Origin of the sequence: Amycolatopsis sp. NPDC024027 (assembly GCF_040638975.1) — a bacterium.
Lineage (GTDB): Bacteria > Actinomycetota > Actinomycetes > Mycobacteriales > Pseudonocardiaceae > Amycolatopsis.
On sequence record NZ_JBEZYY010000006.1, the window covers coordinates 299,664 to 318,007 of the forward strand.

The 18,344-nt window shown below is 73.3% G+C and carries 14 protein-coding genes; 9 read left to right on the forward strand and 5 right to left on the reverse strand.

Translation table 11 applies throughout. The annotated features are described in order from the left end of the window. Positions 1 to 64: 64 nt before the first annotated feature. On the reverse strand, positions 65 to 1,450 hold the full coding sequence (locus AB0F52_RS17940) for an MFS transporter (protein WP_360171597.1): 1,386 nt from the start codon (positions 1,448 to 1,450) through the stop codon (positions 65 to 67). Beyond that, positions 1,447 to 3,450 carry an MMPL family transporter gene (locus tag AB0F52_RS17945; protein ID WP_360171600.1) on the reverse strand — a complete coding sequence of 668 codons (2,004 nt, stop codon included), beginning with the start codon at positions 3,448 to 3,450 and terminating at the stop codon, positions 1,447 to 1,449. Before AB0F52_RS17945 ends, AB0F52_RS17940 begins: the two co-directional genes overlap by 4 nt. A gap of 282 nt (positions 3,451 to 3,732) precedes the next feature. Here AB0F52_RS17945 and AB0F52_RS17950 point away from each other — a divergent pair, with 282 nt between their 5' ends. The 3 genes from AB0F52_RS17950 to AB0F52_RS17960 all read left to right on the forward strand — a co-directional run bounded on the left by AB0F52_RS17950 (position 3,733) and on the right by AB0F52_RS17960 (position 7,050). Beyond that, positions 3,733 to 4,980 carry a helix-turn-helix domain-containing protein gene (locus AB0F52_RS17950; RefSeq protein ID WP_360171603.1) on the forward strand — a complete coding sequence of 416 codons (1,248 nt, stop codon included), beginning with the start codon at positions 3,733 to 3,735 and terminating at the stop codon, positions 4,978 to 4,980. A gap of 212 nt (positions 4,981 to 5,192) precedes the next feature. Then, positions 5,193 to 6,284, forward strand: coding sequence for an aldose epimerase family protein (locus AB0F52_RS17955; protein ID WP_360171606.1), 1,092 nt, complete (start codon positions 5,193 to 5,195; stop codon positions 6,282 to 6,284). Between the two features lie 49 nt (positions 6,285 to 6,333). Further along, positions 6,334 to 7,050, forward strand: coding sequence for a transporter substrate-binding domain-containing protein (locus AB0F52_RS17960; protein ID WP_360171609.1), 717 nt, complete (start codon positions 6,334 to 6,336; stop codon positions 7,048 to 7,050). Positions 7,051 to 7,054: 4 nt separating this feature from the next. On the opposite strand, the gene AB0F52_RS17965 is transcribed toward AB0F52_RS17960, so the two are convergent. Beyond that, a complete protein-coding gene (locus AB0F52_RS17965) occupies positions 7,055 to 7,564 on the reverse strand; it encodes a DinB family protein (RefSeq protein ID WP_360171612.1) in 510 nt (169 codons plus the stop codon). A 200-nt stretch (positions 7,565 to 7,764) separates the two neighbouring features. On the opposite strand from AB0F52_RS17965, the gene AB0F52_RS17970 reads away from it, so the two are divergent. From AB0F52_RS17970 to AB0F52_RS17980, 3 genes are all read left to right on the forward strand, one after another. Further along, complete coding sequence (locus tag AB0F52_RS17970) at positions 7,765 to 9,387, forward strand: AMP-binding protein (protein ID WP_360171615.1); 1,623 nt, start codon at positions 7,765 to 7,767, stop codon at positions 9,385 to 9,387. A gap of 434 nt (positions 9,388 to 9,821) precedes the next feature. Continuing rightward, the gene (locus AB0F52_RS17975; RefSeq protein WP_360172049.1) at positions 9,822 to 10,913 is read left to right on the forward strand and encodes a DnaJ domain-containing protein; all 1,092 of its coding nucleotides are present in this window, start codon (positions 9,822 to 9,824) and stop codon (positions 10,911 to 10,913) included. A 103-nt stretch (positions 10,914 to 11,016) separates the two neighbouring features. Next, positions 11,017 to 12,099 (forward strand): LysE family transporter, encoded by a 1,083-nt coding sequence (locus AB0F52_RS17980; RefSeq protein WP_360171618.1) that lies wholly within the window; start codon positions 11,017 to 11,019, stop codon positions 12,097 to 12,099. Between the two features lie 62 nt (positions 12,100 to 12,161). Here AB0F52_RS17980 and AB0F52_RS17985 read toward each other — a convergent pair whose 3' ends face one another. Continuing rightward, the gene (locus AB0F52_RS17985; protein ID WP_360172052.1) at positions 12,162 to 14,630 is read right to left on the reverse strand and encodes a M14 family zinc carboxypeptidase; all 2,469 of its coding nucleotides are present in this window, start codon (positions 14,628 to 14,630) and stop codon (positions 12,162 to 12,164) included. 190 nt (positions 14,631 to 14,820) lie between these two features. Between AB0F52_RS17985 and AB0F52_RS17990 the strand changes: the two genes are divergently transcribed. The 3 genes from AB0F52_RS17990 to AB0F52_RS18000 are packed head-to-tail and all read left to right on the forward strand — an operon-like array spanning position 14,821 to position 17,472. Next, a complete protein-coding gene (locus tag AB0F52_RS17990; RefSeq protein WP_360171621.1) occupies positions 14,821 to 15,480 on the forward strand; it encodes a DUF998 domain-containing protein in 660 nt (219 codons plus the stop codon). Between the two features lie 58 nt (positions 15,481 to 15,538). Beyond that, a complete protein-coding gene (locus AB0F52_RS17995; protein ID WP_360171624.1) occupies positions 15,539 to 16,843 on the forward strand; it encodes a cytochrome P450 in 1,305 nt (434 codons plus the stop codon). A gap of 32 nt (positions 16,844 to 16,875) precedes the next feature. Then, positions 16,876 to 17,472, forward strand: coding sequence for a TetR/AcrR family transcriptional regulator C-terminal domain-containing protein (locus tag AB0F52_RS18000; protein WP_360171627.1), 597 nt, complete (start codon positions 16,876 to 16,878; stop codon positions 17,470 to 17,472). On the opposite strand, the gene AB0F52_RS18005 is transcribed toward AB0F52_RS18000, so the two are convergent. Continuing rightward, positions 17,469 to 18,116 carry a GTP pyrophosphokinase family protein gene (locus tag AB0F52_RS18005; RefSeq protein WP_360171630.1) on the reverse strand — a complete coding sequence of 216 codons (648 nt, stop codon included), beginning with the start codon at positions 18,114 to 18,116 and terminating at the stop codon, positions 17,469 to 17,471. The genes AB0F52_RS18000 and AB0F52_RS18005 overlap by 4 nt on opposite strands. Positions 18,117 to 18,344: the final 228 nt, after the last annotated feature.

Consider the following 18,344-nt stretch of genomic DNA (forward strand, 5'->3'; position numbering starts at 1 on the left):
CAGTGAATAACCGCGCCGGTGCGGTTGTCAACGATTCAATCTCCGATACTCACGGGGAAACGGGTCAGGGCACCGCACGTTTGTCACGCGGCGACGAGGTCTCGGCGGGCCGGGTGCCCGGCACGCGCACGGCCAGCAGCGCGCCGGCGAACGTCAGCCCGGCCGCGACGAGCAGGCCCGCGGTGTACCCGCCGGCCAGTGCCGCTCCGGCGGGGACGCCCGCTTCGAGCCGCGCCGCGCGCACCGACGTCAGCACCGCGCCGATCAGCGCCACGCCGAGCGCGCTCGACAATTCCCGGCCCGCGGTGAGCAATCCCGACGCCGTGCCGGAATACCGCCGCTCCACCACCTCCAGCGCGTGCGACGTCATCGGGACGGTGAAGGCCGAGCCCGCGCCGATCAGGACCAGGCCGGGCACGCGCGGCCACAGCGCGGGGACGTGGTTCACCGCGGCGAGGGCGAGCAGTCCCGCACCGACCACGGCCAGCCCCGCCGCCACCGTCCGAAGTGGACCGTGGCGGGCGACGGCCGCCGGCACCAGCGGCGTCGCGGCCACGACCGCCACCGCGACCAGCACCAGGGGCAGCCCGGCGCCGGCCGGGCCGAGGCCCAGGAACTCCTGGTGCAGCAACGGCGTGAAGAAGAAGATCCCGGAGATCCCCAGTCCCCACAGCAGCTGCAGGCCGAGCGAGCCCAGGAACACCCGGTTGCCGGTCAGCGCCGGCGGGACCAGCCGGTCGGCCGCCCGCCGTTCCCGCACGAGGAACGCCACCCCGACCGCGGTCCCCGCGGCGAGCAGCGGGATCCGGAGCCGGGGTTCGGCCAGCGCGGTGGTGAGCAGCACCAGGCTCGCCGTCACCAGGAACATCGCCGACGCCGGTGGCGCGCGGGTCCCGCCCCCGCGGCCGGGCGGCACGGTCCCCGGCAGCAGGCCCAGCATCACGGCCACGAACGGGAGGTTGACGAAGAAGATCCAGGCCCAGCCGCAGTATTCGCTCAGGACACCGCCCAGCGCGGGGCCGAGGGCCAGCGCGGCCGCCAGGCAGGCGGTCCAGACCGCCGCGCCGAGCGTCCGGCCGCGCGCGTCGAGGTTGGTCCGCAGCAGGCTCAGCAGGCCCGGCACCAGAAACGCGGCGGCCAGCCCCTGGAGCACCCGGGCGGCGACCAGCAGCCACGCCGAACCCGCCAGGCCACCCGCCGTCGCGCCGAGCCCGAACGCGAGGAGGGCACCGGTCAGGGCCGGGCGCCGGCCCCAGCGGTCGATCAGTGCGCCGGCCACCGGCAGGAGCCCGGCGAACGGGAGCATGTACCCCAGCGCGATCCACTGCAACGCCCCGACGTCGAGCGAGAGGTCGCGGGCGATGGACGGCGCGCCCGCGGCGACGATCGTGTTGTCCAGCGTCGTGACGAACGCGCCGAGCGCGAGCACGAACAGGGTGCGCCGCGTCATCGCGTGCTCCCCACCAGCTCGCCGCCGGCCACGGCCTTCCGGCGCGGGAACCACCAGTTCGCCGCCCCGAGCCGGGCCATCACCGCGGGGACGAGCACGCACCGGACCACGACCGCGTCCAGGAGCACGGCGACGGTCAGCCCGACCCCCGCCTCGCGCACCACCCGGGCGTCCACGAAGGCGAACGAGACGAACACCAGCGCCATGATCAGCGCGGCCGCGGTGATGGTCCGGCCGGTCGCCGCGACGCCGTCGACGATGGCGGCCCGCGGATCGCCGTGGCGGCGCCACGCCTCCTGGATCCGGGCGATGAGGAAGACCTCGTAGTCCATCGACAGCCCGAACAGCCCGGCGAACAGGAACACGGGCAGGTAGGGCTCGATCGGGCCGCCGAAGGCGAACACCACCGCGCCGGTCGTGGCGGCCGCGGTCAGCAGGTTCATCACCGCCGCGGTGAGCGGGATCAGCACGCTGCGGAACACCCAGGCCAGCAGCAGGACCGAAATCCCGACGACGGCGGCGAGGAACAACGGCAGCCGCGCGGTGATCGCTTTCGCGAAGTCGGCCCGGGCCGCGACGACCCCGCCGACGTGCGCGTCCGGGCTGCCGATGACCCTGGCCATCACCCGCGTCGACGCGAGCAGATCGCCGGTGGCCGGATCGCTCGGGCCCGTCCGCGGGAGCACCGTCAGCAGCCACGTTCCGCCGGGCAGGGCGGCGGGCGGGCCGACGTCCGCGCTCGCGAGCAGCGCTTCCCGCAGCGCGCCCACCGCATCGCCGCCGCCGGTCCCGACCACCAGCAACGGCGTGTCGGCGCCCGGGCCGAAGCCCTCCTCGAGCAGCTCGGCCGCGGTCCGCGTGACGCTGCCGGGCGGGTCGGACGCGGCGTCCGGCACGCCGAGCCGCAGGCCGGTCATCGGCAGCGCGAGCACGGCCACGACCAGCAGGGCGGCCAGGGTGTACGGGCCGGGCCGCGCGGTCACCGACCCCGCGAGCCGGGCCCACCGGCCCGCGCTGCCGTCCGGGCGCAGGCGCATCCGGCGGCCCAGGAGCCGCAGCAGCGCCGGCAGCAGGGTGAGGGCGGCGAACGCGGTCAGCAGCACCGAAACCGCGGCGGCGACCGCGATCCCGTCCAGGAACGGCAGGCCGACGGTGAGCATCCCGGCGAGCGAGACGCACACGGTGACGCCGGCGAAGACCACGCTGCGGCCGGAGGTCGCGGCCGCGACGGCCAGCGCCGCCGCCGGCCCGGCACCGTCCCGGCGGCCCTGCCGGTAGCGGGTCAGCACGAACAGCGCGTAGTCGACGCCGACACCGAGCCCTAGCAGCGCGGCGATCTCGGTGCTGATCTTCGGCATGGTCATGACGTGCGACACCAGCGTCACCGCGGCCAGGGCGCAGCCGACCGAAACCGCCGCGGTCAGGACCGGGAGCAGGACGCAGGCCAGCGAACCGAAGGCCACCAGCAGCACGACGGCCGCGGCGAGCAGGCCGATCCCGGCGTTGCCCAGGTCGGGCGCGGCGGCCGTCATCGCGGCGAGCTCTCCGGAAACGCCGGCGGTGAGGCCCTCGGCGTCACGGACGGTGGCGGCCAGCGCGTCGGCCGTCCCCTGCCCGAGGTCGGCGGCCGGGGCGTCGAAGCGCACGGTGAGCACCGCGATCCGCCGGTCGGCGGACAGCCGGCCGGGCGGCGGATCGACGGACACGACGTGCGGCACCGCTGCCAGCCGGGCGGCGAGCGCGTCGAGCCGGACGCGGCCCGCGCCGCTGTCGGCCGGGCCGTCCTCCGAGCGGACGACGACACGTTCCCCGGCGTTACCGGCACCGAAAGCGCGCAGCAGGTTCGCCGCCGCCGTGCTGTCCGCGGCGGGCAGGTCCACCGTGTCGCGGAAGGCCGCGCCGGTGTGCGCCGCGGCGGCCACCAGCCCGCCCAGCGCCACCAGCCACAGCGCGATCACGACGCCGGCCCGGCGGAAGCACCAGGAAACGAGCGCCGTCATCGGTGTTCTCCTCCCGCGTGCCGGTTGATCACGCTAACAACGGGAAGGGGCGCGAAGATACCGTCTCGGTTCACAAATCGGATTCCGGAAACCTTTGCCGTGGTTAGTGTTCCCACTTTGTCCGGGAGGTGACAAACTCCGGTGTGGCCGTTGAGCCCGGCGTGACAGAACCCGCTCCGGACGCAGGGGCGGCGGTTGCCAAGTCCGATCCCGTGTGAGTACATGACGTCCGCGCCGAGCACGGCGCGGACTCTCCACGAAGCGCGGCAAGGGGTGTGAGCCATGACCCGGACGATCACGCAGGCGGCGATTCCGCACCCGCGGGGCACCGGCCGCGCGCGGCAGCTGTGGTGTTCGCTGCCGACCGAACTGGGGCGGCGGTTCCGGCCGCACGCCGACCAGCTCGCCCGGCGGATCCTCGAGGAGGTCCAGCGGGCCGTCCCCGAGTACGCCAAGCCCCTCGAGGGCGAGTTCGGCAAGATGATCGTGCTCGCGATCGAGCAGGCGGTGCTCGGCTGCATCGACAGCATCGAGGACCTGGCGTCCACACAGGACATTGGGGCGAAGCTGTTCGTGGAGGTCGGCAAGCGCGTGCACCACGACGGCGGCAGCCTCAATTCCCTGCAGGCCGCCTACCGCGCGGGTGGCCGCGCGGCGTGGCACTACATAGCCGAACTGGGCCAGGCGCACCGGTTCCCGGCGGCCGTGCTGTGCGTCGGCGCGGAAGCCGTTTTCGCTTACGTGGACGAGATTTCCTCGTACTCGGTCGAGGGGTACACCTTGGCGCAGGCGATGGCGAGCGGCACGCTCGAACGACGGCGGCGCCGGCTGTTCGAACTGCTGCTGGCCACCCCGCCCACGTCCCCGGCCACGCTGGCGACCATGGCCAAGGCGGCGCAGTGGACGGTGCCGGAGTGGGTCACGGTTGTCGCGCTCGACCCGCGCACCGAGCGGCACCCGCCGCCGTCGCCGCGGCTGGCCGACGACGTGCTGCTCGATCTGGACGGCCCCGAGCCGTGCCTGCTGACCCCGAACCCGGACCGCGACCTGCGGGGCCTCGAAGGCCGGCTACCGGGCTGGCGCGCCGCGATCGGCCCCCGGGTCCGCCCGGCCGACGCGGCGACGTCGCTGCTGTGGGCCCGCCGCACGCTCGACCTCCTCCGCCGCGGCCTGGCCGGCGACGGCCCGGTCACGCACACGGCCGACCACCTGGCGACGCACTGGCTGCTGCTCGACCGCTTCCTGCTGGACGAGCTGTCGGCGAAAGCGCTCGCCCCCTTCGCGGGCCTGACGGTGAAGCAGCAGACCCGGCTGGCCGAAACGTTGCTGAGCTGGCTGGAGCACAACGGGAACACGCCGGAGATCGCCCAGGCCCTGCGGATCCACCCCCAGACGGTCCGCTACCGCGTGAGCCAGCTGAGCGAGCTGTTCGGCGACCGGCTGGCGGATCCGGCGAAGCGCCTGGAGATCCAGATGGCGCTGTGCGCCCACCGGCTGCTGGGCACCCGCCCGCCGACGGACGGCCGCTGACGGCATGCGAGGTCATGAATGACTCATTCCTTGCGTGGGATGCCATGAATGAGTCATTCATGGCGTGAGCCGAGCCGCCGCCGGCCGGACCACCGCACCCTTGCCAGGCCGCTGCCTTCCCTGGAGGCAGCCTCGGTCCTTGACCGTGCGCGGCCTCGAATCTAAAGTCGTTCCAGGCTGTTAGCGCTAACAGTCGGTTGGAGGACGCACCGATGACCGCACCCGAACTCACCCGGGAGTTGTTCGGCCAGGCCGGCGGCACCGACGTCCACCGGTACACGCTGGGGCGGCCCGGCGGGCCGGTCGTGCGCGTGCTCGACTACGGCGGCGTGCTGCAGTCGCTGGAAGCGCCGGACCGCGACGGTCACCCCGGCAACGTCGTCCTCGGCTTCGCCGATCTCGAAACCTACGTCGCCAACAACCGGCCCGGGGCGGACCGGGTGTTCCTGGGCGCGGTGATCGGCCGATTCGCCAACCGGATCGCCGGCGGCACCTTCACCCTCGACGGCGTCCAGTACCGAGTGCCCCTCAACAACGGCAAGAACAGCCTGCACGGCGGCCCCGCCGGGTTCGACACGCGGGTCTGGGCGGCGGCCGAAATCCGCGACGGCGACGGCGTCGCCCTGCGGCTCACGCTGGTCAGCCCGGACGGCGACCAGGGCTACCCCGGCCGGCTCACCACCGAGGTCACCTACCGCGTCGACGCGCGCGACCGGCTGCGCATCACCTACCGCGCGACCACCGACGCGCCGACGGTGGTCAACCTGACCAACCACACCTACTGGAACCTGGCCGGCGAAGGGGCGGGCGACGTCCACGAGCACCGGCTGGAGATCGCCGCGAGCCGGTTCTGCCCGACCGGGGACGACCTGATCCCGGCCGGCGACCCGGTCCCGGTCGAGGGCACGCCCTTCGACTTCCGCCGCGGGGCGCCGATCGGGGCCCGCGTCGGCGAACCCGACCCCCAGCTGGTGATCGGCCAGGGCTACGACCACAACTGGGTGCTCGACGACGGCGCGCCGTTCGCCGCCCGCGCGTGGGACCCGGCGTCCGGGCGCCTGCTCACCATGTGGACGACCGAGCCGGGCCTGCAGTTCTACTCGGGCAACTACCTGACCTCGGCCCTCACCGGCACCGGCGGCCGCCCGTACCACCGCGGCGCCGGCTTCGCGCTGGAGGCCCAGCACTTCCCGGACTCCCCCAACCGCCCGGACTTCCCCAGCACGGTGCTGCGCCCCGGCGAGGTCTACCACCAGGAGACGGTGTTCGCCCTGACCACCGCGGACGAGCCGCCGGTGGCGTGAGCGACAATCGCGGGGCGCACGCGGAGTCCCGCCGATAGCCTCGCCGGTCATGGGAGATCTGTCCGCCGTCGCCCGGGACCTCGCGCCCACCGGGGCGCTGCGCGCCGCCGTCAACCTCGGCAATCCCGTGCTCGCGCACGGCACGCCAGCGGAACCGGGCGGGGTCACGGTCGACCTCGCGCGCGAGGTGGCGGCGCGGCTGGCCGTCCCGGTGGAGTTCGCCTGCTTCGACGCGGCCCGGAAGTCGTTCGAGGCGCTGACCTCGGGTGCGGCCGACCTGGGCTTCCTGGCGATCGAGCCCGCCCGCGCGGCCGAGGTGGCGTTCACCGCGCCGTACGTCGTCATCGAAGGTGTGTACGTCGTGCCGGACGGCTCGCCCTTCACCACGCCGTCCGACGTCGACCGGCCGGACGTCCGGATCGGCGTCAAGCAAGGGTCCGCGTACGACCTCTACCTGACGCGGCCCCTCCGGCAGGCCACCATCGTGCGCGGCGAGGACGGTGTCACGGCGTTCGAGGACCAAGGCCTCGAGGTCGCCGCCGGGATCCGCCAGCCGATGACCGCCTACGTCGCCGCCCACCCCGGGACCAGCGTGCTTCCGGGACGCTTCATGGAGATCCGGCAGGCGGTCTGCACCACCCCGGACCGCCGCCCGGAGACGATCGCGTTCCTGCACGACCTGGTCGAAGAGCTGAAGGCCACCGGCTTCGTCGCCGACGCGCTGCGCCGCGCGAACCAGGACGCCACGGTCGCGCCGCCCGCCTGACGCGCTATTTGCCGGTCACGCCGTCGATCAGCTCGCGGCCGACGTCCACGTGCCCGGCGTGCCGGGCGAAGCTCTGCACCAGGTGGCACAGGATCCACGCGAACGTGGGGTGCTCTTCGGCACCGCCGCGGCGGGTCGTGCGGACGGCCCGGCCGTCGAGCGGGGTGACCGCGGCGAGCCGGGCACAGTTTTCGCGCTCCGCCAGGAAGAACGCGGTGATGTCCGCCGACGGTTCCGCCGGCGCGACGAACCACTCCTGCTCGGCGGTGCGGGGCCAGGAGAAGTCGACGTCCTCGCCGGCGAACAGGTACCGGATCCAGAAGCGTTCGGTGCAGGCGAGGTGCTTGACCATGCCCAGCGGCGTCCAGCCCGACGGCAGCACGCTCCGGCGCAGGTCACGTTCGGAGAGGCCGTCGAGCTTGCGCAGGATGACGGCGGCACTGTGGTCGAGGTAGCCCACCAGCAGCGCGCGCGGATCGGCCAGCGTGGGAGGCGGTTCGGGCGTCTCGACCATGATCGAAAAGCTACTGTGCGGCAGCCCGCGACGCGGTGATCCCGCGCGCCCACGACGGGGTGACTCGGCGCCCGTCGCCCCCTCGGAGCGGAGCATGGCTCGCCGGTTGCCGTCGTCATCGATACGACATTGCGTCTTCTCGACGGTCGCAACGAGTGCTACGTTCCTGGTGGCGGGCCGGCCGAGACCGAGGAGCGGCGATGAGGCTTTCTCCCAGCGCTCACACGGACTCGTTCTGCCGCGACGGGCTGCCACCCGGCGACCAGTGGCCGCGGCTGGTGTTCGACCTGCCGGAGCTGCACTACCCGGACCGCCTCAACGCCGCGACGGCGTTGCTCGACGAGACCGCCGCCCGCCTCGGCCCGGACCGCCCCTGCCTGCGCACCCCGCACGAGACGTGGACCTACGGCGACGTCCTCGCCCGCGCCAACCGGATCGCGCACGTCCTCACCGCCGAGCTCGGCGTCGTGCCCGGCAACCGCGTGCTGCTGCGCGGCACCAACACGCCGTGGCTCGCGGCGTGCTGGCTCGGCGTCCTGAAGGCCGGAGCCGTCGCCGTGACGACCATGCCGATGCTGCGCCGCGGCGAGCTGGACAAGATCACCGACCGGGCGCAGCCAACGGTGGCCCTGTGCGACGAGCGCCTGCTCGACGAACTGCCGCCCACGCTGCCCGTGGTGCCCTACAGCACCGGGTCCAGCAGCACCGGGTCCGGCGGCACGGGGCGCGCCGGACTGGCCGAACGCTGCGCCCGGCACCCGGCGACCTTCGCCGACGTGCCGACGGCCGCCGACGACGTCGCCCTGCTCGCCTTCACCTCCGGCACGACCGGGACGCCGAAGGCCACCATGCACTTCCACCGCGACCTGCTCGCCATCGCCGACACGTTCTCCCGGCACGTCCTCCGGCCCACCCCGGACGACGTCTTCTGCGGCACCCCGCCCCTGGCCTTCACCTTCGGCCTGGGCGGCCTCCTGGTGTTCCCGCTGCACGCCGGCGCGTCGGTGCTCCTGCTGGAACGCGCGACGCCCAAGGAGCTGGCGTCGATCGTCGCCGAGCAGGCGGTGACGGTGCTGTTCACCGCCCCGACCGCCTACCGCGCGATCCTCGGCGCCGGCGACGGGCCCCTGCTGGCCGGGGTCCGCCGCGCCGTCTCCGCCGGGGAAGCACTGCCCGCCGCCGTGGCCGAGCGGTACCGCGAGGTCGTCGGATCGCCGTTGATCGACGGCATCGGCAGCACGGAGATGCTGCACGTGTTCATCTCCGCCGCCGGCGACGACGCCAGCCCCGGCCGGACCGGCAAGGTCGTCCCCGGCTTCCGCGCCGCCGTCCTGGACGCCGACGGCCGGCCCGTCCCGGACGGCACTCCCGGGCTGCTCGCCGTCCAGGGCCCCACCGGCTGCCGCTACCTCGGCGATCCCCGGCAGGCCGGCTACGTCCGCGACGGCTGGAACATCACGGGCGACACCTACGTCCGCGAGCCGGACGGCTACTTCCGCTTCGTGGCGCGCAGCGACGACATGATCGTCTCTTCCGGTTACAACATCGCGGCCCCCGAGGTCGAAGAGGTGCTCCTGACGCACCCGGACGTCGAGGAGTGCGCGGTCGTCGGCACACCCGACCCGGATCGGGGCGCGGTGGTGACGGCCTTCGTCGTGCTCCGGCCCGGCGCCGCCCCGGGCCCGGACGTCGTGCACGCCCTGCAGGAGCACGCCAAAGCCGTTGCCGCGCCGTACAAGTACCCGCGCCGGGTGCGCTTCCTCGACGCACTGCCGCGCAATGCCAGCGGCAAGCTGCAGCGGTACCTGCTGCGCGAGCGCTGACGGGGGTGACGGGCCCGCTGCCGAGGTGGGGTGGCGGTGGGCCCGTCACGTCTGAGAGGTGTCGAGGACATGCCTCAAGACTAGCCGAAGATTCGAACACATGTTCACGGCCATTCGGGTGGCTTCCGACTACGAAAAGTCACGGCGGGCCCGACTTTCTTGGGCGCGGCAACACTTCCGGGTGACAATCAGTCCTCAATGGACACTACCTGACCACGGAAGACAAAGTCGCCACCACCATGCGGGACGCCGTCACCGGATCCGCCGGCCGCGCCACCCCGGAGGGGCCGTTTCCGGGCCGTCACCGGCAAAACCGCTCACACCGCCCTGACCTGCACCGAGGACAATCACTCCGGCGCGCCGCCGAGGCGGTGACAGGCCCCGCGACCGGACCCCATAAAGTCTTCGCGCAGCCATCGGAGGTGACCACCCGCGTGCCCGACGTCGACTACTACGAGGTGCTCGGCCTCCGCCGCGACGCCACGGCGGCCGACGTCAAGGCGGCCTACCGCCGGCTGGCCAAGACCATGCACCCGGACGGCGGCGGCACGGTCGGCACGTTCCGGCTGCTCCGCGAGGCCTACGACGTCCTGAGCGACCCGAAGGCCCGCGCCCGCTACGACTCCGGCGGCGCGACCGTGGTGCCGGTGCCGGTCCGGCCGCGTCCCCGGCGGCGCTTCGGCGACGAGCCCGGCTTCGTCCCCGACCTGCCCGAGCTGGACGCCGAGGACCTGAGCTGGTGGCACTTCGCCGGCGAGGACACCCGCATGCGGCACGGCCGCCGCCGCGAGCCGGGGCACACGCCGGTGGTCGTCGCGGTGGCCGGGATGGTGCTCGTGCTGCTGCCGCTGGTCACGGGTGTCGGGTTCAGCACGCCGGTGCTCATCGTCTGGCTGCTGCTCACCGCCGGCACGGCGTTGCTGGTCCAGCGGCTGGCGCGCGGGTACCTGCGGGCGGCGAAGGCGCGCGAGGCGTACGCCGAGGAGTTCGGCGGCCGCACGGTGTTCGGCGCGCCCGGCACCGAGCGTGACGAGCTGGCCGAGCGGCTCACCGCCGACCTGCTCGAGGGGTACCTGACCCGGCTGCCGGGCGCCCGCATCTTCCACGGGCTCGCTTGGCCGGGCTCGGTGTTCGCCGACGTCGACCACGCCGTGCTGTGCGGGAAGCGGCTGGTGCTGATCGAGTCGAAGCTGTGGCTGCCGGGCCACTACGAGACGGCGGAGGACGGCCGGCTGCTGCGCAACGGCCGCCCGTTCCGCGGCGGCGGCAGCCGGTTGGCCGAGAGCCTGGCGGCCTACCGCGAGCTGCTCCCGGGGGTGGCGCTGCGGGGCGCGATGATCGTGTACCCGAGCCGCAGCGGCGACCTGACCACGGCGGACCCGGGCGAGCTGGCGGTCGCACCGATGACACCGGAAGAGTTCCTGCACGAGATCGGCGAATGGCTGGCCGCCGAGCCGTCCACAGTGGACCACGAGACGCTGCGGACGATGCGCGACCAGGTGGTCGGCGGCGGTCGGGCGGCATGAGCAGCCCCCGTTTTCCACGCTACCCGAGGGCACCGACAGTTCCGGGGGCTTCGCGTGCTGGCCTTCGGCTTCACCCCGGCGCCCGCGACGGCGGCCCCGCGGCGTGAGTCCCGCCGCGACCCTGGGCACCGTCCTGCTGGCCTACCTCCCGGCCGCGATCACCCCCGGCCCCAACTTCGTCCTCATCGCGCACACGGCCGCCACCGGGACGCGCCGGGCCGCGGTGGCGATCGCGCTCGGGGTGGTCGCCGCGGGCGGGCTGCTGGCCGCGGTCGCCGTCTTCGGGCTCGGTGGCGTGCTCGCCCGCACACCGTGGCTGGCGACGGCTCTGCGCGTGGCGTGCGGCGGCTATCTGGCGTGGCTGGGTGCGCGGCTGTGGTGGCACGCCCGCGGGCCCGGCGGTTCCCACGGTCCCGGCGGTCCCGGCGGTCCTGGCGGTCCTGGCGGTCCTGGCGGTCTTGGCGGTCTTGGCGGTCTTGGCGGTCTTGGCGGTCCTGGCAGTCCTGGCAGTCCTGGCGCGCCCCACGATCCCCGCGGTTCCGGCGCGCCCCACGATCCCGGCGATCCCCGCGCGCTCGGCGGTCCTGGCGCGGCCCACGATCCCGGCGGTCCCGGCACGGCCAGCGCGCCCGGTATTTCCAGCGCGTCCCACGATCCCAGCAGCCCCACCGCGCCCGGCGGTCTCGGCGGTCTCGGCGGTCCCGACATGCCCCACGATCCCCGCAGTACCGGCGATCCCGGTGTTTCCGGCTCGCCCGGCAGCCCCAGCGCGCCCGGCAGTCCCGACATGTCCCGCGATCCCGGCAGCCCCGGCAGTCCCGGCGATCCGGTGGCGCCACCACACCAGAACGAAGTTGCGCCCACCCCGCCGAACCAGGAAAGCGCGCCTGCCCGGGGCGGCAGCGCCTTCCGCCGCGGCGTCGTCAGCAACCTCACCAACCCCAAGGCCGCCGCGTTCTTCGGCAGCGTCCTCACCGCGGCCCTGCCGCCCACCGAACCCGCCGCCGTGCGCGCCGCCGCCGTCGCGCTGATCGTCGCCGCCTCGGCCGGCTGGCACCTGCTCGTGGCCCTGCTGTTCTCCTCCCCCGCCACCCAGCGGTGGTACGCCCGCGCCGAGCCGGCCCTCAACCGCGTCGTGGGCACCGTTCTCGTCGTCCTCGGCCTCGCCCTCGCCCTAACGCCGTGAAGGCCTCCCCGCGCGAGCGAGGAGGCCTTCACGAACGAACCGAAGCGAACTACCGAACCGAACTACCGGACGCCGCCCGAAGCGCGCTGCTTCTGCGCGTGCGCGGAACGGGTGCAGACCTCGCCGACGTCGACCGTCTGGCCGCGGTCGGCGAAGACGTCCGCCACGCCGACGAGCTTGCCGTTCGGGGCCGAGCAGGTCAGCTGGTAGGCCTCCTTCGTCCCGTACGTCGGCGGGATCGGCGACGAGAACGACACGTCGCCGGCCCAGTCGTCGACCGCGGCCGGGTTGGTCTGGTCGTAGTTGACCACCACGGCCTTGTAGTCGCCGGCCGGCGGGTCGAACAGCACGGCGTGCTCGGACGTCGTGCCACCGTTCGCCGACGAGCTGACCAGGTTGCCCGCCGAGTCGTAGATGTACAGGTCCCAGTCGGTCGTGGTGTTCGCCCAGTTGATGTTGACGCTGAACTTCCCGTTGTCGACCTTCGGCAGGCCGTCGACGTGAAAGGTGAACGAGTCACCCGCCGGGTCCACCGGGTAGTTCTGGTTGATCGGCGGCACCCCGGCCGGGTTGGCGACCGCGAAGCCCTGCTGCGCCGGGCCCTGCGGGTCGCGCCCGTACCGGCCGGCCACGTACGGCCGCGTCGACGGGTTGACCGACCACGCGAAGCGCCCGCCGGTGGCGGTGAACTTCGAGTTCAGGTCGTCGGTGATGTAGATCGGCGGCTTGGTGGAGCCGTCGGGCTGGATCACCGGCGACGTCGGCGTCTGGAACGTCTTGTGCAGCTTGAGCTGGTAGTTCTTCGGCGCCGAGCCGATCAGCGTCGAGTGCTGCTGCGGGTCGGCCGCGTTGCCCAGCATGTCCAGGAACGCCTGGCGGTTGCCGCCCTTGCCGGCGCCGGTCGCCGGGGCCAGGCCCTCGTACTCGGCCACGACGCTGTCGGCGTAGGGGCCGTGGAAGCCGTTGCCGCCGACCTCGATGGTGAAGCCCCAGCCGCCGGTGGCCCAGTACGACCAGTCCTCGGTGGTGCCGGTGGTGTCGTAGAGCGCCCAGCTCGGCTCGCTCGTGTAGCCGTTGCGCGACGCCAGCTTGTCGCCGAGGGCCTTGTACTGCGGCTCCTCCAGCGGCGGCCGGACGTCCGCCACGCCCGGCGGGCGCAGCACCAGCGCGGCGACGGTGTGCATCGTGATCAGGTTCGTCACCTGGCGCGAGGACACGATCGAGCGCACGTTCCGGACCTCGGGCTCGCTGAACGGCGCGGACCCGCGGTAGGTGTCGCCGCTCCAGGCCACCTCGGCGCCGTTGCCGCCCCAGAAGCCGCCGTAGTTGCGGTTGGGGTCGGTGCCGCGCAGGCGGCCGCCCGGGTTCGCCTTGCAGACGCCGGTCGCGTACTGCGGCGGCGAGTCGTTGACGTTGCAGTTCTTGCGCTTCATCTCGTAGTCGAACCGGGTGAAGTCGCCCTTGGGCTCGGCCTCGCGGGAGATCTCGAAGCCGTCCGGGTTGATGATCGGCACGACGATGTTGCGCGTCTTGCCCACCATGGACCGGATGGCGGCGTCGTGGGAGTAGCCGTTGACCAGCTCGTACGCCCACTCCATGACGTGCTCGCCGGCCGGCCACTCCCGGGCGTGGTGCACGCCCATGGTGAAGTTCACCGGCTTGCCGTCGGTCAGGTTCTTGACGTCCGTGGCGATTTCGACGCCGACGACGTCCCGGCCTTCCCAGGTCGACTCCGGCATGGTGAACGCCGAAACCAGGTTCGGGTTCTTGCGGGCGAGTTCCTTCATCTCGAAGTTGTACTCGTAGAGGTGCCGGTAGCTCGTGCGCCCGGACGGCAGCGCCGAAGCGGCCGTCTTCGCGGCGTACTGGCGATCGGTCTTCGCGTCCTGGACGGACTTGGCCGACAGGTCCGCCTCGATGACCTTCGACTTGAAGCCGCTGTCCTTCAGCGTCTTGCGGTCGGCGTCGCCGGCGAGGACGACCTCGACCCCGGTCGCGTCACCCTTTTCCGTGACGTCGAGGCCGAGCCCGGTCAGCTTGTTCTTGTCGGCGCGCGTCGGCGTCTCGACGCGGACGAGCTCCGCGCGCTGGGCGGCCGCGGCCGCACCGGTCGGCGTGCCCTGCGGCGTCAGCGCCAGGAAGTCGACACCCAGCTGGGCCTGACCGGCCGAGCCGCCGTAACGGCAGCCCTGGACGACGAGTTCCTGGCCCTTCTTCACGAAGCTCTCGGCGAGTTCGTGGGTGCGCAACGCCGCCGAAGCGGCGACCACCGCGCCGGTGGCCTTGTCGAAGACGGCGACGTCCCAGTCACCCTCCGCGCCCTGCGCCGGCTTGAGCCGCGCCTGGACGAGACCGTCCACGGTGGACGTCAGCTCGCGGCGATCGGTGCCCGAGGTGCCCTTGGGCAGCACTTTCGCGAAGCACGAGCGGGCGACCGGCTTGTCGGCGCGCAGGATGTTCTGCGCCGCGCCCGCGGTGCCGGACGGCAACACGACGAACGTTCCGGCCAGCGCGACGGCCGAAGCCAGCATCACCAGCCGTCTTGGTGAATTCCCCACAGGAAGAGACCTCCTTGACCGAGGCCGGCACGCACGGACGTACCGGTAGCGGAGGACCATAATGGAGGAAATCCGGCCGCGGACACCGCCGTAAGTCGTACAGCGTTCAACGCGGCGGCGCCTTTCACCGGGAGTTCAACCACTGGTCGGCTACTGTGCGTCCATGGTCACCGTCCCTGCGCGACGATTGTCGGTCGCGGTCTCGCTGACGGGCATCGCGGCCATGGTGCTCGGCGCCGGCCTGGTGCTGCTGCTGCAGGTCATCCCGCCCACCGACCGGATCAGCGTCACCCGCCGCACGATCAGCGAATACGGGTTGTCCGATCACAAGTGGGTCTTCGACCTCGCGGTGGTCCTGGTCGCCCTCGGCTCGGCGGCCGGCCTGGCGGTCCTGCGCGGCCAGCGGCGGCTCCCGGTGCCCGCGGCCATCCTGGGGACACTGTGGACAGTCGGGCTGCTGGTCATCGTGGCGTTCCCCAAGCCGGACTGGGCGACGGTCTCCCGCGCGGACTTCGGCGGCACGCTGCACCGGATCGCCAGCGTGGTGGCGTTCGTGGCCCTGCCGCTGGCGGTCCTGGTCGCGGCGCGCACGGCGTTCCCCTCGGCGCCGCTCCGCCGCCGGCTGGCGCGCGTGCTGGCGATCGTGTCACTGGGCTGGTTCGCGGTGATCCTGGGCGCGGTGGTGGTCGCCGCGGCGGAAGACGGCCGCTGGTGGACGCTCATCCCGCTGGGCCTGGTGGAACGCGGGATGGCGCTGACGGAACTGCTCGCGCTGGGAGTGCTCCTGGCGCCGGTCGGGCAGAGGCCCGGACAACCGCGATGAGCCCGCGGGCGGGCGGCAATAACCTACACTGTAGGCACGCCGACCGAAGGGGGAAGCCGTGCTCGAAGGAGCCCTGGCCCGCGCGAAACCCGTCGTCCGCTGGGGCCTCGGCCACGCGCTCCCCCGGACCGTGCTGCGCCGCGAGGCCCGGCGCGGGGACCTCCAGGGGCGGATGGTGGTCGCCGCGGCCGACGGCCGCGACCTGACCGGCCTGTTCGAGGAGATCCGCGACACCGGCCCGCTCGCCCGCACCCGCTTCGGCTGGATGACCACCACGCACGCCGCGGTCCGGGAGGTACTCGCCAGCGAGGACTTCCGCGTCGGCGTCATCGGGTCGGACGGGTCGGCGCTCGGCCGCCTGGTCGAGTGGTCGGCCGGCGAGCACCTGCACCCGGTGCGGCCGCCGTCGCTGCTCGCCGTCAACCCGCCCGAGCACACCCGCTACCGCAAGCTGGTCACCGGCGTGTTCACCGTGCGCGCGGTCGAGCAGCTGCGCGGCCGGGTGCAGGAGATCGCGGACGGCCTGCTCGACGGGCTGGACCCCGGCCGCCCGCTCGACCTCGTCGAGTCCTACTGCGGCCTGCTGCCGGTGACGGTCATCAGCGAGATCCTCGGCGTGCCACCGGCCGACCTCGGCAAGGTGCTGTCCTTGGGCGCCGCGGCGGCGCCCAGCCTCGACCTCGGGCTCGGCTGGCGCACGTTCCGCCACGTCGAAACGGCGCTGGCCGAGTTCGACACCTGGCTCGGCGAGCACCTCCGCCACCTGCGCCGGAATCCCGGGAAAGACCTGTTCAGCAAGCTCGTCGCGGCCCGCGACGGCGGCGTCGGCCTCACCGAGACGGAACTGAAGTCCACCGCGGGCTTGGTGCTGGCGGCCGGCTTCGAGACGACCGTCAACCTGCTCGGCAGCGGCATCGCGCTGCTCGCGGGCGACCCCGGGCAGCTCGCCGTGCTGCGCGAACGGCCGGAGCTGTGGGGCAACGCCGTCGAGGAGGTGCTGCGGTACGACCCGCCGGTCCTGCTGACCGGCCGGCTGGCCACCCGCGCGACCGAGGTCGCCGGGGTGCCGCTGCCCCGCGGGGCGCTGGTCACGACCGTGCTGGCGGGCGCCAACCGTGACCCCGGCGTGTTCACCGATCCGGCCGTCTTCGACGTCACCCGGGCCGGCGCGCGCGACCACGTGTCGTTCGGCGCCGGCCGCCACCACTGCCTGGGCGCGTCGCTGGCGCGCATGGAGGGCGAGATCGGCCTGCGGACGATCTTCGACCGGTTCCCCGGCCTGCGCGTGCTGCCCGGCGGCCGCCGGCGGACGACGCGCATCCTGCGTGGCTACGAGACTCTGCCCGCGGTGCTCGTCCCGTGACCGGCCGGCGTGGCCGGCCACCCAAGGGTGTCTTGACGCGCGAACGGATCCTGCTCGCCGGGCTGGCCCTGGTCGACGAAGCGGGCTTGGCCGAGGTGAGCATGCGCAAGCTGGCGCACCGGCTCGGCGTCGACCCGATGAGCCTGTACAACCACGTCGACGGCAAGGACGCGCTGCTGGACGGGATCGCCGAGATCCTGCTCGCCGCCATCCCCGCGCCGCCACCCGATGCGGACCTGCGGGGGACGATGTCGGCGCTGGCGCACGGGTTCCGGGCCGCGATGCTCGATCACCCGCGGGCGGCGCCGCTCGTGCTGACCCGCCGGCTCGCGTCGATGACGGCGCTGGCCCCGGTGGAGGCGGTGCTCGGCCCGCTGCTCGCGGCGGGCTACCCGCCGGACCGCGCGGTGCACGGGCTGCGGGCCGTGCTGGCGTTCCTCACCGGCACGCTGATGCGCGAGGTCGAGTCCGCACCGACGTTCGGCGGGAGTGTCCAGCGGCTCGCGGACCTTTCGGCGGCCGGGCTGCCCGCGGTGTCCGTGGCCGCGCCCTACCTGGCGGTGTGCGACCACGAAGCGGAGTTCGAATTCGGCCTGCGGATCATGCTCGACGCCCTGGGCGAGCCCTAGCGGATCCGTTCGTGCAGAGCGGCCATCCGGCTGTCGAGGTCGGCCGCTGTCCGGGCCGCCGCCGCGAGCTCGCCCGCGAAGTCCGGCGGGACGCTGTCGCGGTACTTGTAGGAGAGCTTGTGCTCCACGGCCGCCCAGAAGTCCATGGCGATGGTGCGCAGCTGCACCTCGACCTTGACCTTTTCCACCCGGTCGGACAGGAAGACCGGGATGCGGACGATGAGGTGCAGGCTGCGGTAGCCGTTCGCCTTCGGGCTGGTGATGTAGTCCTTGGTGCGCAGCAGTTCGACGTCGTCCTGCGCGGTGAGCATGCGCGCGACCTCGTAGACGTCGGAAACGAACGGGCAGACGACCCGAATGCCGGCGATGTCGTCGAGCGCGGCGGCGGCGGAGACCCAGTCGCCGCCCAGGCCGCGGCGGCGCACTTTTTCCTTGATGGCTTCGGGCCGCTTCACCCGGCTCGTGATGTGCTCGATCGGGTCGTGCTGGTGGACGAAGTCGAACTCCTCGCTGAGGATCCGCAGCTTCGTCATCAGCTCTTCGATGGCGAACTTGTACATCAGCAGAAATCGCGGGAGCTGCCCGGCGACGGCGAGCTCGTCGGCCGCCTCGCGCAGGTCCTCGGCCGCCGGGTCGGTGGTCACTGAAGCCTCGTGCTGTCGTCGGTCGTTTTCCGAGCGCCAGACTACTGCGCTCCGTCCGGTCAACGACCGGCGACGGGCCGGAGTTCCCGCCGGTCACCGGTTCGGGTGTTTCGCCGGAGGGGGTGTTTCGCCAGTGCGGGTGCTCCGCGAGCCTGGGGGGGGTCCGCCGGCACGGGTGCTTCGCGGGTCCGGGCCCGGACCGGGGCGTGGGCCGCCGGTCCGGGTCCG

Coding starts and splice junctions, on each gene's coding strand:
- AB0F52_RS17970 (WP_360171615.1), top strand. CDS start 7,765: ATGAGGCTTTCTCCCAGCGCTCACACGGACTCGTTCTGCCGCGACGGG.
- AB0F52_RS17960 (WP_360171609.1), top strand. CDS start 6,334: ATGGGAGATCTGTCCGCCGTCGCCCGGGACCTCGCGCCCACCGGGGCG.
- AB0F52_RS17940 (WP_360171597.1), bottom strand. CDS start 1,450: ATGACGCGGCGCACCCTGTTCGTGCTCGCGCTCGGCGCGTTCGTCACG.
- AB0F52_RS17955 (WP_360171606.1), top strand. CDS start 5,193: ATGACCGCACCCGAACTCACCCGGGAGTTGTTCGGCCAGGCCGGCGGC.
- AB0F52_RS17945 (WP_360171600.1), bottom strand. CDS start 3,450: ATGACGGCGCTCGTTTCCTGGTGCTTCCGCCGGGCCGGCGTCGTGATC.
- AB0F52_RS17985 (WP_360172052.1), bottom strand. CDS start 14,630: ATGCTGGCTTCGGCCGTCGCGCTGGCCGGAACGTTCGTCGTGTTGCCG.
- AB0F52_RS17950 (WP_360171603.1), top strand. CDS start 3,733: ATGACCCGGACGATCACGCAGGCGGCGATTCCGCACCCGCGGGGCACC.
- AB0F52_RS17965 (WP_360171612.1), bottom strand. CDS start 7,564: ATGGTCGAGACGCCCGAACCGCCTCCCACGCTGGCCGATCCGCGCGCG.
- AB0F52_RS17990 (WP_360171621.1), top strand. CDS start 14,821: ATGGTCACCGTCCCTGCGCGACGATTGTCGGTCGCGGTCTCGCTGACG.